The 13464-nt window shown below is 37.6% G+C and carries 13 protein-coding genes; 3 read left to right on the top strand and 10 right to left on the bottom strand.

The annotated features are described in order from the left end of the window. The first annotated feature begins 43 nt into the window (after positions 1-43). Complete coding sequence (fbp, locus tag ORNRH_RS03625; RefSeq protein ID WP_014790552.1) at positions 44-1066, top strand: class 1 fructose-bisphosphatase; 1023 nt, start codon at positions 44-46, stop codon at positions 1064-1066. A 73-nt stretch (positions 1067-1139) separates the two neighbouring features. Here the strand turns inward: fbp and ORNRH_RS03620 are convergent, their stop codons facing one another. From ORNRH_RS03620 to ORNRH_RS12085, 9 genes are all read right to left on the bottom strand, one after another. After that, on the bottom strand, positions 1140-1583 hold the full coding sequence (locus ORNRH_RS03620; protein WP_014790551.1) for a thioredoxin family protein: 444 nt from the start codon (positions 1581-1583) through the stop codon (positions 1140-1142). A 51-nt stretch (positions 1584-1634) separates the two neighbouring features. Continuing rightward, complete coding sequence (locus ORNRH_RS03615; RefSeq protein WP_014790550.1) at positions 1635-3575, bottom strand: peptide MFS transporter; 1941 nt, start codon at positions 3573-3575, stop codon at positions 1635-1637. Between the two features lie 149 nt (positions 3576-3724). Continuing rightward, complete coding sequence (locus tag ORNRH_RS03610; RefSeq protein WP_243939172.1) at positions 3725-4102, bottom strand: hypothetical protein; 378 nt, start codon at positions 4100-4102, stop codon at positions 3725-3727. 11 nt (positions 4103-4113) lie between these two features. Beyond that, positions 4114-4521 carry a hypothetical protein gene (locus ORNRH_RS03605; protein WP_014790548.1) on the bottom strand — a complete coding sequence of 136 codons (408 nt, stop codon included), beginning with the start codon at positions 4519-4521 and terminating at the stop codon, positions 4114-4116. A 13-nt stretch (positions 4522-4534) separates the two neighbouring features. Next, on the bottom strand, positions 4535-4927 hold the full coding sequence (locus tag ORNRH_RS03600; protein WP_014790547.1) for a hypothetical protein: 393 nt from the start codon (positions 4925-4927) through the stop codon (positions 4535-4537). 334 nt (positions 4928-5261) lie between these two features. Then, positions 5262-6746 carry an MFS transporter gene (locus tag ORNRH_RS03595; protein WP_014790546.1) on the bottom strand — a complete coding sequence of 495 codons (1485 nt, stop codon included), beginning with the start codon at positions 6744-6746 and terminating at the stop codon, positions 5262-5264. Positions 6747-6909: 163 nt separating this feature from the next. Beyond that, positions 6910-8457, bottom strand: a complete 1548-nt coding sequence (locus tag ORNRH_RS03590) for a peptide MFS transporter (RefSeq protein WP_014790545.1) — start codon at positions 8455-8457, stop codon at positions 6910-6912. Positions 8458-8468: 11 nt separating this feature from the next. After that, positions 8469-10613, bottom strand: coding sequence for a S9 family peptidase (locus ORNRH_RS03585; RefSeq protein ID WP_052040723.1), 2145 nt, complete (start codon positions 10611-10613; stop codon positions 8469-8471). An 81-nt stretch (positions 10614-10694) separates the two neighbouring features. Then, entirely contained in the window at positions 10695-10865 is a 171-nt protein-coding gene (locus ORNRH_RS12085) for a hypothetical protein (protein ID WP_014790543.1), read from the bottom strand. 103 nt (positions 10866-10968) lie between these two features. Here ORNRH_RS12085 and bcp point away from each other — a divergent pair, with 103 nt between their 5' ends. Both bcp and recA read left to right on the top strand, forming a co-directional pair. Further along, positions 10969-11433, top strand: coding sequence for a thioredoxin-dependent thiol peroxidase (gene bcp / locus ORNRH_RS03580; protein WP_014790542.1), 465 nt, complete (start codon positions 10969-10971; stop codon positions 11431-11433). A 4-nt stretch (positions 11434-11437) separates the two neighbouring features. Further along, a complete protein-coding gene (gene recA / locus ORNRH_RS03575) occupies positions 11438-12439 on the top strand; it encodes a recombinase RecA (RefSeq protein ID WP_014790541.1) in 1002 nt (333 codons plus the stop codon). Between the two features lie 73 nt (positions 12440-12512). On the opposite strand, the gene ORNRH_RS03570 is transcribed toward recA, so the two are convergent. Then, positions 12513-13325 carry a 3'(2'),5'-bisphosphate nucleotidase CysQ family protein gene (locus tag ORNRH_RS03570; protein ID WP_036601237.1) on the bottom strand — a complete coding sequence of 271 codons (813 nt, stop codon included), beginning with the start codon at positions 13323-13325 and terminating at the stop codon, positions 12513-12515. Positions 13326-13464 lie beyond the last annotated feature (139 nt).

Raw genomic sequence — 13464 nt, 5'->3', positions numbered from 1 at the left:
TAATTACTAACTTTGAGAGAACCTTAACAATAAAATTTCTATCATGGCTAAAAATTACCAAACTCTCGGCGAATTTATTATTCAGAATCAAAACGATTTTAAGTATTCCACAGGTGAGCTTTCGCGGCTTTTGAGCTGTATAAAATTGGCAACCAAAGTGGTGAATCAAGAAGTGAACAAGGCGGGGCTTGTGGAGAAGATTTTGGGCGATGTGGGCAGCGAAAATGTGCAGGGCGAACAGCAGAAAAAGCTAGATGTTTTTGCCAATGAGACATTTATCAAAGCACTCACACAGCGTGAGGTGGTTTGCGGAATAGCCTCGGAAGAGAACGAGGATTTTATTCAAATCGAGGGCGGAGGAAATTCGCACTTGAGTAAATATGTTGTGCTCATAGATCCGCTCGATGGGTCTTCCAATGCCGATGTGAATGTCACGGTGGGGACGATATTCTCGGTATATCGTCGCGTAACTCCCGAGGGAACACCTGTGCAGATGGAGGATTTTTTACAAAAAGGAATCCACCAAGTGGCGGCAGGCTATGTGCTGTATGGGCTTTCTACGATTTTGGTTTATACAACGGGAAATGGCGTGAACGGGTTTACGCTGGATCCTGCCATTGGGACATTTTATCTGTCGCACCCGAATATGAAATTTCCACCAACGGGGAATATTTATTCCATCAACGAAGGAAATTATGTGCATTTTCCGCAAGGGGTGAAGGATTATATTAAATATTGCCAAGAATCTGAAGGAGATAGACCTTATACTTCGCGCTACATCGGTTCGCTTGTGGCAGATTTTCACAGAAATATGATGAAAGGTGGAATTTATATTTATCCCTCAGGCACCAATCACCCAAAAGGCAAATTAAGATTGTTGTATGAGTGTAATCCCATGGCGATGCTCACTGAGCAAGCGGGCGGATTTGCAAGTGATGGTTATCAAAGGATTTTGGAAATTCAGCCCGAGAGTTTACACGAAAGAGTACCGTTTTTCTGTGGCTCTAGAAATATGGTGCGCACGGCAGAAGAGTTCATGAAAAAATATGGAAAATGTGATTTTTAAACATTTTTTAGTATATAAAAAAAGTCGTTTCATTTCTGAAACGACTTTTTTGGTTTTAGTTTTTTAAGTATGATTAAATCTCTGAGAGCACTTCGTCTGGCGTTAAATATCCACGCAAGATATTGGTGATTTTGCCTTCTTTAGTAAGGATTACGACAGAAGGATAGCTCATTTGTCCTTGCAATAAGTTGTAAGCTAAAGTGTTTACACCGCTAGGTCCTGCACTCACAAATTTAAACTCATGCCCCATGAATTTAATGTCCTTTTTTTCTTCTGCATTAAATTTCACTGGGATATAATCTTTGTTGATTTTTTCAACTACTGCAGCATTTTTGTAGGTTGATACATCCATTTTTCGGCAATAGCCACACCAGTCGGTATATACATCGATATACAAAGGCTTTTCTGGATGTGCCTGCATTTCCTTCTCAGCTTGTTCAATGGTTTTCCATTGGATTTCTTGAGCAAAACTTAAACTTGCTACAAGAATGATAAATAACGAAAATAATTGTTTCATAGTTTGATTTTTTAATGCTTAATCAATTTTTGTTCCACCTTTTTTTTAAAATTATTTAATGCCATGCATTAATCGCTTCAATAGTGGGTGCAAAAGTAATGCAATTACACCAATTATAGCTGGAACTATGGTGAAAATTAAGAAGAAACTAGAAATTCCGTGTTCTTTAGAAATCTGGTCTATCATTTCTCCCATTTTACCCGAAGTTTTGTTTCCAATGGCAAGTGCCAAGTACCACACCCCAAACATAAAGGCAACCATGCGAGGTGGCACCAATTTACTCACCGATGAAAGCCCTACTGGTTGTACGCAGAGTTCTCCCAGCGTGTGGAGGAAATAAGCCAAGACGAGCCAAATAAAACTCACAGAGGCTGCCGTAGCTCCGTTTGGAATATCACGCGCCCCGAAAGCCAAGAACCCAAATCCTGCCGCCAAGAAAAACAGACCAATGGCGTATTTTCCTGCCAGTGATGGGTTGAAACGGCTCTCCCACCATTTAGACATTAATGGTGCAAAAATGATGATGAATAGCGAGTTCAAAATCCCGAACCAAGTGGCTGGAATCTCGATTTGGTTTTCTTTTTTCTCTACGATAGTCGCTACTTGAGAGTTGCTCACTTCTTTAGCTTTTTCGGCAGTGATTTGTTTAAAGTTTTTGCCTTTTTTATCAACATCTACTACATAGATATTGTCTCCAGGTTTAAGCTGATCTGCTGTAAGAATCACGGTGTCCTCGGTTTCTGGAATAGACACTTGATAAGAATAAGTGTTGAATCCGTAATAGATTTTCCAGAATATCAAAGACCAAATGATCAAGAAACTCACGCCCAAAATGGTGTTGGCTAATAAGAATTTCTTGTATGTTTTTTTAATTAATAAGAATAAAACATAAGAGATAATCGCTACGGGCACCACAGTAATGATGATGTCTACAATATTAAATGCTAAGGCATAATTTCCCGCAAGTACACGATTGGTGTAATCTTTAGCAAAAATACTCATAGACCCTCCCGCTTGCTCAAAACTTGCCCAAAAGAAAATGATGAGCGATGCGATAATCATCACGGCAAACATTCTGTCGCGAGTGATTTTGCTGTAACGAAGCGTACGGCTCACAAGTAAATAAAGAAACATAATCAAGGCAACAATTATGACATTGTTGGACATGTCTTTCCCGCCGATTTCTAAAATATTGTAGTGAGAAATCTTAGCGATTGGATCGTTAATCACCCAGATTAAACCAAGTGTAGCAACCACAAACATGATGATTTTGTCTACCAATGTAAACGGATTAGGTTTATCTTGGATTTTTTCGTGTGTGTCGCTTTCCACGGTGTCATCGTTAGCCGTAGGTTTCATGCCCACATCGCCAAAGATTTTATGAGAAAGAGTGAATTGCAATAAACCTAAAAGCATGAAAATTCCTGCCAAACCAAAGCCCCAGCTCCAGCCAAAAGTTTCGCCCAAGTACCCACAAAGCATGATGCCTAGAAACGAGCCAGAGTTTACGCCCATGTAGAAAATGGTGTAGGCTCCGTCTTTTTTTTCAGGGTGATTTTGGTATAAAACCGAAATAAAGGAGGTCATGTTGGGTTTGAAGAATCCTGTGCCTATAACCAAAAGCAAAAGCCCAATGTACATAAAGGCTTTGATGTGCTCGATCGCCATAGAGGCATGCCCTAGCGTGATGATTACAGCTCCTATGATAATTGCCTTGCGATAGCCAAGATAGCGATCGGCAAGCTGCCCGCCGATAATGGGCGTAAGATAAAGTAGAGCTAAGTAAGTTCCATAAAGCGATAACGCATTTTCACGCGGCCAATCCCAGCCACCAATTCCTACTGAACTTACTAAAAATAAAACGAGCAAGGCACGCATTCCGTAGAACGAAAAACGCTCCCACATTTCCGTGAAAAATAGGACGAAAAGCCCCGCAGGGTGTCCTAGAACCTGGTTTTTCTTATCGAAAAAATCAGCTGTAGAATTATTCATTAATTTGATTTTTTATTTTCTGTTTAAAATTTTAATTCCGTAAAAATAATAAAATTTTTTACGATAGCTAAAAAAATAATGATTTAGCCCAAAAAGAACAATGAATTAAGGGTTTAAGCTAAAAAATAAAGGCTTCACTTGGGGAAATTTTAATATTCTACTACACGCTGTTCTGTCTCCATGATAAAAAGTGAGTCTGGATTAGATAAATCGGCTATATATACATGCCAATCTTTTAGTCCTTTTACAATTCGGTATTTTTCTAACTCTTTAGGGGAGACAAGTTTTTTAGCCATTCCTTTTTTGTGGATGAAGTAAGCTTCTCCTATTGTATAACGTTCTTCATCTAAGTATTTATACTTTTCATAAACTTTTTCTCTATATGCTTTCTCGTTAAAAAATGTTTGAGGTACATAGTAAGTGGCTGTGTCTTTATCGTCGAAATAGAGTAATAAAGGTTTTTCTTTTTCTTTGCAGCTTGAAAGGGAAAGAAATAGCAGAAAAACTACCAAAATTGCGTGTTTCATTTTTAATAATTTCATGAAAAATCGTTTAGCCAATGCACTTCATATAATGTTTGCTCTTCCATATCGTAAACATAAATTTTTTGGAAAAAATCATTGAAATCGGGTTTGATGAGAGGAGGGAAAAAGGATTTTAATTTATTCTTCAGTTTTTGGTTTAACTCCTTTTTGGTTATTAATTTGTGTTTAACTTTATCATATGGTATTTTTTCTTTTTTGTTTTTTTTTATGGAATGACACAATCTATCTTCTATATTGTCTAATTGAGGAGATATTATAAAAAAAACACTGTGTTCGTATTCTCTTTTTATATTATTTTGATCTTTTTCGAAAATTACATACACACATTCTTTTTGCTGTGCTTGCATAGCGACAGGAATGTTGAAAAGAAGAAGGATTAGGAGTGGTAGTTTATAAATCATTATATATTTATTTTTAATATTCTACTACATGCTGTTCTGTCTCCACGATAAAAAGTGAGTCTGGATTGGATAAATCGGCTATATATACATGCCAATCTTTTAGTCCTTTTACAATTCGGTATTTTTCTAACTCTTTAGGGGAGACAAGTTTTTTAGCCATTCCTTTTTTGTGGATGAAGTAAGCTTCTCCTATTGTATAACGTTCTTCATCTAAGTATTTATACTTTTCATAAACTTTTTCTCTATATGCTTTCTCGTTAAAAAATGTTTGAGGTACATAGTAAGTGACTGTGTCTTTATCGTCGAAATAGAGTAATAAAGGTTTTTCTTTTTCTTTGCAGCTTGAAAGGGAAAGAAGTAATGCGAGTAGCAAAACACAATTGTAATTTTCACCTGCAATATTCATTATATTTTTCATCTATGATTTGGAGAATAGGATTGTTTTTAAAAAAGATTTGTGTGCTTTCTAATTAAAGGATCTTCTCTAAAAGAATAACAATAAAAAGAATTATAAGATAGTTTCAGAGAATTTTACAATATTCCATGTATTTAGTATACAATAAAACTATTCATAATCTGTTTAAAATTATTATTCTTTATAAGAATTTATTTGTATTTCACAAAGAAAATAAAATAATTTAAAAATGAAAATAAATTAACATTTTGAATCTTGCTACAAAAAAATAAAGGCTTCACTTTTCTAAATGAAACCTTTATTTTAATTATTAAAAAATGATTTTTTACTCGTCGAGCAAATGCTTTTTCTCTCTTGGTCTTATCACTACTCGGTCGTAGATGGAAAGAGCAACGATGGTGATCGCTCCCACGCCCACAATTACATACCAGATTTTATTTGGCGAATAAGTATCCCAAAGCAAATCGGTGAGTTGCCAGTGCGTTAAGCCTAACTTTTGTTCAGCTAGGGCAAAATAATCCCTTTTGGTAAAGCCATCGCCTACTTCTGGCATTGGGATTCCTTTTTCTGCCATGTATCTTTGGCAAAGACCTAATTTGTCTGACCAAGCTTCGTATAAGTTTCCTGAAATAAAGCCTGTTAAGTAATTACCCGCAGCTACTGGTAAGAAATAAGTACCTTGGTACAAAGCTTCTTTACCTTTAGGCGAAATCAATGCGATAAATGAAGAGAAAGTAGGGTTGGTCGTCATTTCTCCAATGGCAAAAATCATGGTACCGATGATGGTGTACATAAAATTGTGCGTGTAGAAAGTAAGCCCAATCCCGATAGAGGCAATGATGAAACCTCGAATCATGGCACTTACATGTCGCATTTTAGTCGCAAAATACGAAACGAAGATTTGTAGGAATACAATCATCAGAGCATCGATATTGGTAAACCATTCTGCTTTTACTTGTCCGTTTTCGGTTAAAGTATTAGAGAGTGCTGGCAAGTTTTGATTGATCCAATTGCTCAATGGTGCCGAATCTACCCAATCGGTGATAAAGTTTGGCAAAGTATAGAACAACTGATTAAACATAGTCCAGAATCCAATCATGAGGATTAAAAGCACGGTAAGTTTTGTATCTTTAAGTGCCTCCCAGATATTGTTCAGCGAGTTTTTAATCTCTACGCCGATGCTTTCTTTTTTATAAACTTGTCTTTCTGGTTCTTTAAAGAAGAAAACAACCAAGAACAGGTTGATGGCAATTACCACTGCAGCTTGAACGAAAATCAACCTCCACCCAAAAGTAGTTCTGAGGTAGGAAGACGAAGCAGGACCTACGAATCCGCCGATGTTTACCATCATGTAGAAAATTCCGAACCCTATGGTTCCGTTGTCTTTATTCGTTGATTTAGAAACAATCCCAGAAGCCACAGGTTTAAACATGGCAGCTCCCAATGCCACTAGCAAGAATAGGAAATATACGCTCCAGTAGGTGCTGGCATGTCCCAAGAAATAGTAACCAATAATCATGATTACATAGGCTATGATTAATGATAATTTGTAGCCAATTCTATCAGCGATTACCCCAAGAAATAGTGGTAAAAAATAGAGTAGTGCTGTGATTTGCGACATAATAGAGGCTTTTTCTATATGATTAAAGCCAAGCCCCCCTTCGTCGGTACTTGCTACCAAGTACAATGAGAATACTCCAAAGAGCCCGTACCAAGCCCATCGTTCCATAAGCTCCATAAAACTCGCTAACCAAAAAGCTGGTTTTATGGTCATAATGTTTTCCATCAAAGTTTTTTTGTTTTCTTCCATTGTTGAAAATGTTTTATTTTTAAAACGCGGTAAAAGTAGTGTTTTTTTTCGAAAAGAATTAAAAGTTTGGTATTTTTTTCTTTCAAGTCGTTTTTTCCATTAATTATATTTGAAAAAAGCTACTCCCAAAGAAGTAGCTTTTTTATATCTACTAGAATCAAAATTATTTAATTCCGTGCATTAATTTATTTAAAAATGGAGAAGCTAAAAGTACCACAAGACCACAGCCCACGGCGATGTAGCCAAACTTGCCAAATACTTCTAGATACTGAGCCAAGCTCTGTGCTGGCGTCATCACAACATCTGCTGCATTTTCCTCTCCGCCAGTTCCTGTGAGTGGCGCAAGAATACTACCCGCAACATAATTTGCTCCCGCAAGAGATAAGAACCAAGCTCCCATCAAGGTACCTGTCATATTTTTAGGTGCTAATTTAGTTACCATGGAAAGTCCAATTGGTGATAAGAATAATTCTCCCACTGTGTGGCAGAAGTATAATAGAACTAATGCCCAAATAGATACAGTATATAGTGGGCTAATCGGGAATAATTTAGGAACCAAGAAACCGATACCTACTAGTACAATACCAATTCCGAATTTAGCAGGAATATTTGGGTTAAGTTTTAATTTATCTAATTTAATCCAAAGCATTGAGAAAACTGATCCCATTGCGATGATGTAAAATGCGTTAAATACTTGTGTTTGAGCAGCTGTGATGTTCCAGAAGCCTAAGAAGTTTTGTCTATCTACATTTCTCTCTGCAAAGAGTGTGAGCGATGTCCCCGCTTGTTCAAAAAATGCCCAGAAAATGATATTTAATAAACATAGAATTACAAAAATAATCATTCTATCTCTCAGGATTTTGCCTCCTTTAATTCCCGCAGAAAGTAGCGTGTAAAGCACATAAAGTGCAACGACAACCATTAGGTATCCTACCAGAGTGTTGTATTGAATTAAAAGATATAATAATGGAATAATTGCAATTGAAGCTAAAATAGTAACATGGAATCTTGTAAGTGGACCTACTACTTTGTTGTTTAAGTTTGCAGGAGGTTCAGCAACATGACCGTATAATTTTCTACCTGCATAGAAGATAAAGATACCGCAAAGCATTCCGATACCAGCCAATCCGAAACCATATTCGTAGCCATAAACTTCTCCCACCCATCCTGCGATAAGCGTAGCAAGCAATGCTCCAAGATTAATTCCGATATAGAAAATGGTGAAACCAGAATCTCGTCTCACATCGTTATCCTTGTAGAGTTTTCCTACAATAGAGGAAATATTTGCTTTGAAGTAGCCATTCCCTACAATGATGATTGCCATACCTATGTAGAGCCAAGTGAGCCCCGTTTCTTGCACGCTTGTGCCCAGAAAGTGAGGGCCGAGGATCAGCATTTCCCCAATCATCATCATGATTCCCCCGAAGAGTACGGAGTATTTATATCCAAGAACATGGTCGGCAACCCAGCCTCCCAATACTGGCGCTGCATATACAAGACCTGTGTAGGCTCCGTAGATGGAAAATGCCGTAGCATCTGATTGCAATAAAGCTTTTACCACATAAAGTGTAAGCAAAGTACGCATGCCATAGTAGCAGAAACGCTCCCACATTTCTGAAAAGAATAGTACGAATAATCCCGCTGGATGACCTAAAATCTCTTTCTGAGGTATCCCGTTCGGTAAATTGTTTTGGTTTAATGAAATACTCATAGGTTTAAAGTTTATAAGTTTTTAAATATATAATCACTGATTTTTCTAAATAAATGTAAGCAAGTGTTTCCGCCATAGATTCCATGGTTTTTATCTGGATATATCATGAAATCAAAATCTTTATTATTTTGTACAAGAGCCTCGTTCATCAACATAGAATTTTGCACATGCACATTGTCGTCTGCCGAGCCGTGAATCAAGAGCAAATTCCCTTTAAGTAAATTAGCATAATTAAGAGGGGAATTGTCCTCATAGCCCGCTTCGTTTTCTTGCGGAGTCTGCAAGAAACGCTCGGTATACACGGTGTCATACAATCTCCAATTGGTTACTGGAGCCACGGCAATCCCTGTTTTGAAGGTGTCTGCCCCTTTGGTCATCGCAAGTAGCGTCATGTAGCCCCCAAAACTCCAGCCAAACATACCGATTCTAGTTTTATCAATATAAGGTAATGACCCGAAATATTTCGCGGCAGCGATTTGGTCTTCTAATTCTAATTTTCCAAGATTTTTGTAAGTCACTTTTTTGAAAGCAGCTCCTTTATATCCCGTTCCACGCCCGTCTACCACGGCGACAATGTAGCCATGGCTTGCCAAATATTGGAACCACCAAAAATAATAATCAAAACTTGCATTTTTTACTTCTTGGCTACCAGGGCCGTTGTATAAATACATTAAAAGTGGATATTTTTTCTTTGGATCAAAGTCTTTAGGCTTAATCATGTAAGCGTTTAGCTCTTGTCCATTTACATGAATTACACTAAATTCCTTTGGCGAGAAATTGGTTTGAGCAATTCTCTGTTCCGTTTCCTTATTATCCTCTAGCACACGAATCACTTTGCCCGAGTTTCCGTCGTTGAGTGTATACACAGGCACTTTGTTGGCTTGGCTGTGCGTGAGAATGAAATAACGAAAGTTCTTGCTAAACAAAGCTGAATTAATTCCATGCTGTGTAGCCAAAGCTTTTTTATCCTTACCGTTTAGATTGACGGAGTAGACACCGCGGTTGATGCTGCCAGGCTCAGTAGATTGGAAAAATATTTTTTTAGACTTAGGGTCGTAGCCATAAAACTTAGTTACCTCCCAGTTGCCTTTAGTCACTTGTCCGAGCAGTTTGCCTTGCGTGTTGTAGCGATATAAATGGCGGAACCCGTCGCGCTCGCTTCCCCACAAGAAACTATCTTTGTCTAGGAATTTAAAAATAAAATGATCGGTATCTATCCACGCTTTGTCTTTTTCAGAAAAAAGCTTTTTTACTTGATGATTTGCTGGATTGTATTGCAAAACATCTACTTGGTTCTGGTGCCTGTTTGAAACCAAAAGATACAAATCATCATTATATGGATTAAACTGAATTCTTGGAATATAGAAATCTTTGTATTCAGCCAGATTCACCGTTGTAGTTTTTTGGTCGTTGAGGTTGTACACCTCTGCACTCACCACAGAATTTTTTTCGCCCGCTTTAGGATATTTAAAGCTTAATTCATCTGGATAAATCCCTCTGCGATACACATCAATATTCATCACAGGCACTTGGCTTTCATCAAATTTTAAATAAGCTAAATATTGGCTGTCTGCACTCCAGTCAAATGCTCGCACAAACGAAAATTCCTCCTCATACACCCAATCTGCCACCCCGTTGATGATTTCGTTTTTCTTGCCATCTGTAGAAACTTGTGTAACTTTCTGAGTAGCTAAATCTTGGTAATATAAATTATTCTCAAATACAAAAGCAACCTTTGTCCCATCGGGTGAAAAAGTAGGCTCTTGGATTTTATTTCCTTTAAAAATCGGTTCGATTTGTCCCGTTTTTAAATTTTTCACAGCATACTTTGCTCTTTTAGAGCGGCGATAAATTTCCTCTGGACTTTTTTCAAGCAAAAGTAGATTTTCATCTGGGCTAAAGCTGTAATCGCTATAACGCCCTTTGGATAAATCTGCCATTTTTTCAGTATTTTTATAGCTAAATTTAGAAACACCATCTCGAGTAAGGAGCGTGTAGTGCTCGCCATCGTTGAGCGATTGCCCACCCTCAATTGATTTGGGCGAATACTTGAAATAAATGGCATCTTCTAGCGACACATTTTGCGCAGAAATCATGCAAAAAGCCCCGCATAAAAAGCTGAATAAAAAGCTATTTTTCTTGTTTAAAAAACTCATAATTCCCCCAAATATAGAAATATTCTGTGAAAAGTTGCAATTTATTAACACTATGTGCTTGCTTTTAATGAAAAAAGTAGATTATTTTTCCGAATCCGAAAGTTTATTTACGCCCCATCCGATGCCTAGTCCCACGATAGCCATGATTAATACAAATACAATTAAATCAATTTTTCCCATAAACCATAGCACAACACTTGCTAGCTCAACGAGTACTAGAGTGGTAAAAAGGATTTTTTGACGATTATTCATGATTTTATTTTTCTCAAAGGTAAATATTTTAAACCATAATTTCACAAATCTTAAAATCTATTTAAATAATAGAGAAACCAGAAAAAAATCGTATTTTTACGGAATGAATAAAATGTTACAAGTAGGCGATAAAATGCCCGATTTCAAAGGTGTAGACCAATTTGGGAAGGAGCATTCATCTGCCGATTTCAAAAATCAGAAATTAGTCGTTTTTTTCTACCCAAAAGCCAGTACGCCAGGTTGCACGGCAGAGGCTTGCAACATCAACGATAATCTTGATGCGCTAAAAGCACAAGGCTACCAAGTGATAGGCGTGAGTGCAGATTCGGTAGAAAAACAACGAAAATTCAGTGATAAATACGATTTTAAATTCCCTGTGATTGCCGATGTGGATAAGAAAATTATTGAAGCATTTGGCGTGTGGGGCGAAAAGAAATTCATGGGTAAAACCTATGACGGAATTCATCGTACGACATTCATTATTGATGAAAACGGAGTGGTGGAGCGCGTGATAGAAAAAGTGAAAACAAAAGATCATACCAATCAAATTTTAAATTCAGAAAAATAAAAATATGAGCGAAATAGACGAAGCGAAAAGGAAAGCACTCCAGCTAGTGCTTGATAAAATGGACAAAAGCTATGGTAAAGGTGCCGTGATGATGATGGGCGACAAAGCCATAGACGAAAATATTCCAGTAATCCCTACGGGGTCTCTAGGTTTAGATTTAGCCTTGGGCGTGGGAGGGTATCCGCGCGGTAGAATCGTGGAGATTTACGGTCCAGAATCTTCTGGTAAAACCACTTTGGCAATTCATGCCATTGCCGAAGCTCAAAAGTCTGGCGGAATTGCAGCTTTCATCGATGCAGAGCACGCATTTGATAGATATTACGCAGAAAAATTAGGCGTAGATGTTGAGCATTTAATTATCTCTCAGCCAGATAATGGGGAGCAAGCTTTAGAAATTGCCGATAACTTAATCCGTTCAGGTGCAATTGATATTATTGTAATCGATTCGGTAGCGGCTTTAACGCCAAAGTCGGAAATCGACGGAGATATGGGCGATTCCAAAATGGGATTGCAAGCGCGTTTGATGTCTCAAGCCTTGAGAAAGCTCACGGGAACTATCAATAAAACCAAATGTACTGCTATTTTCATCAACCAATTGAGAGAGAAAATCGGTGTGATGTTCGGTAGTCCAGAAACCACAACGGGTGGTAATGCACTTAAATTCTATGCATCGGTGCGTCTAGACATTCGTCGTTCTACTCAGATTAAAGATGGGAACGATGTCATCGGAAACTTGACTCGCGTAAAAGTAGTGAAAAACAAAGTAGCTCCGCCATTCCGTAGTGCAGAATTCGACATTATGTATGGCGAAGGAATCTCTAAAGCAGGCGAGATTTTAGACATTGCTACCGATTTAGAAATCGTGAAAAAAAGTGGCTCTTGGTATTCTTATGCAGATACTAAACTAGGACAAGGGCGAGATGCCGTGCGTGCGGTATTGAAAGATAATCCAGAATTAGCCGAAGAATTAGAAGAGAAAATTAAAGAAGAATTAGAGAAAAAATAGATTTTTTAGTTTTTTTAATTAAACGAAAAATCCGTTCACTTTGTTGAACGGATTTTTTTATGCTTGAATGAATTTATTTCCAATGGATTGAATAGCCATGCACTTTTAAATCTTCGCTATCATAAGTGATTTCTTTGTCGGTGTTGGGATAGCAAACTTTAAGTCCTGCGTATTTGGCAATGGCATGTCCTGCGGCAATGTCCCAAAAGTTTACAGGTCTAAAGCGGGTGTACTCCGTAGCCCACCGATCGGCAATTAGCCCAAGTTTGATAACGCTTCCCATAGGCTTTGTGCGGAAAATTTCATGTTCGGATTTAATTTTTTTGATGTATTCCTCGGTGCCAGGATCCATGTGGAATTTGCTACAAAGAAAAGTGTAATCTTCGGGCAAATCCATGGTAGGAATTGGCTTGCTGTGTTTCATCAATTGTTCAAAAAAATCCGATTTCAGAGCCATTTTGTGCAATTGTTGTTGAGTCCCGATGAATTTACGAGAAGGGCATTTATCGCTACCGAAATAGAACAATCCAAGCGATGGGGCGTACAAAACTCCTAGCTTAGCCGTATTATTCTCAACTAAGCCTAGACACACGCAATATTCATCTGTTTTGTTGACAAAATCCATGGTGCCATCAATAGGGTCTGCAATCCAATAGGTGGGCGTATTTCTAATTTCTTGTAAAGAATCCTTATCTCCTTCCTCACTAAAGTATGGAATGTCTGTAAAGGAAACATGTTTTTGCAAGATTTTGTTGGCGGCTAAATCTGCACTTGTAACAGGCGATCCGTCGGCTTTGGTCTCGGTGGAGAATCCGTTTTGGTATTGTTTTAAAACCTCTTCGCCAGCAAGTGCTACAGCCCGTGTTGCGATTTCTAATAAATTCATAATCATTCTTTTATTCTCGTACAAAGTACAAATAATTCTCTGTATTAAAAAATAATTTTGGCGATAAAAATTAAAATTTATATATAAAATATCTCTGCAAAAAACCAAATCAAATATTTAGTGAAATAAAAAAAATTAG

Origin of the sequence: Ornithobacterium rhinotracheale DSM 15997 (assembly GCF_000265465.1) — a bacterium.
Taxonomy (GTDB): Bacteria; Bacteroidota; Bacteroidia; order Flavobacteriales; family Weeksellaceae; genus Ornithobacterium; species Ornithobacterium rhinotracheale.
Note: the sequence above shows the minus strand (reverse complement) of the source record. Positions and strands in the feature narration are given on the sequence as shown.

What these genes read in the sequence shown, in the direction of transcription:
- fbp (WP_014790552.1), top strand. Translation starts at nt 44, where the DNA reads ATGGCTAAAAATTACCAAACTCTCGGCGAATTTATTATTCAGAATCAA.
- ORNRH_RS03615 (WP_014790550.1), bottom strand. Translation starts at nt 3,575, where the DNA reads ATGAATAATTCTACAGCTGATTTTTTCGATAAGAAAAACCAGGTTCTA.
- ORNRH_RS12085 (WP_014790543.1), bottom strand. Translation starts at nt 10,865, where the DNA reads ATGAATAATCGTCAAAAAATCCTTTTTACCACTCTAGTACTCGTTGAG.
- ORNRH_RS03620 (WP_014790551.1), bottom strand. Translation starts at nt 1,583, where the DNA reads ATGAAACAATTATTTTCGTTATTTATCATTCTTGTAGCAAGTTTAAGT.
- ORNRH_RS03605 (WP_014790548.1), bottom strand. Translation starts at nt 4,521, where the DNA reads ATGATTTATAAACTACCACTCCTAATCCTTCTTCTTTTCAACATTCCT.
- recA (WP_014790541.1), top strand. Translation starts at nt 11,438, where the DNA reads ATGAGCGAAATAGACGAAGCGAAAAGGAAAGCACTCCAGCTAGTGCTT.
- ORNRH_RS03595 (WP_014790546.1), bottom strand. Translation starts at nt 6,746, where the DNA reads ATGGAAGAAAACAAAAAAACTTTGATGGAAAACATTATGACCATAAAA.
- bcp (WP_014790542.1), top strand. Translation starts at nt 10,969, where the DNA reads ATGAATAAAATGTTACAAGTAGGCGATAAAATGCCCGATTTCAAAGGT.
- ORNRH_RS03590 (WP_014790545.1), bottom strand. Translation starts at nt 8,457, where the DNA reads ATGAGTATTTCATTAAACCAAAACAATTTACCGAACGGGATACCTCAG.
- ORNRH_RS03585 (WP_052040723.1), bottom strand. Translation starts at nt 10,613, where the DNA reads ATGAGTTTTTTAAACAAGAAAAATAGCTTTTTATTCAGCTTTTTATGC.
- ORNRH_RS03570 (WP_036601237.1), bottom strand. Translation starts at nt 13,325, where the DNA reads ATGAATTTATTAGAAATCGCAACACGGGCTGTAGCACTTGCTGGCGAA.
- ORNRH_RS03610 (WP_243939172.1), bottom strand. Translation starts at nt 4,102, where the DNA reads ATGAAACACGCAATTTTGGTAGTTTTTCTGCTATTTCTTTCCCTTTCA.
- ORNRH_RS03600 (WP_014790547.1), bottom strand. Translation starts at nt 4,927, where the DNA reads ATGAATATTGCAGGTGAAAATTACAATTGTGTTTTGCTACTCGCATTA.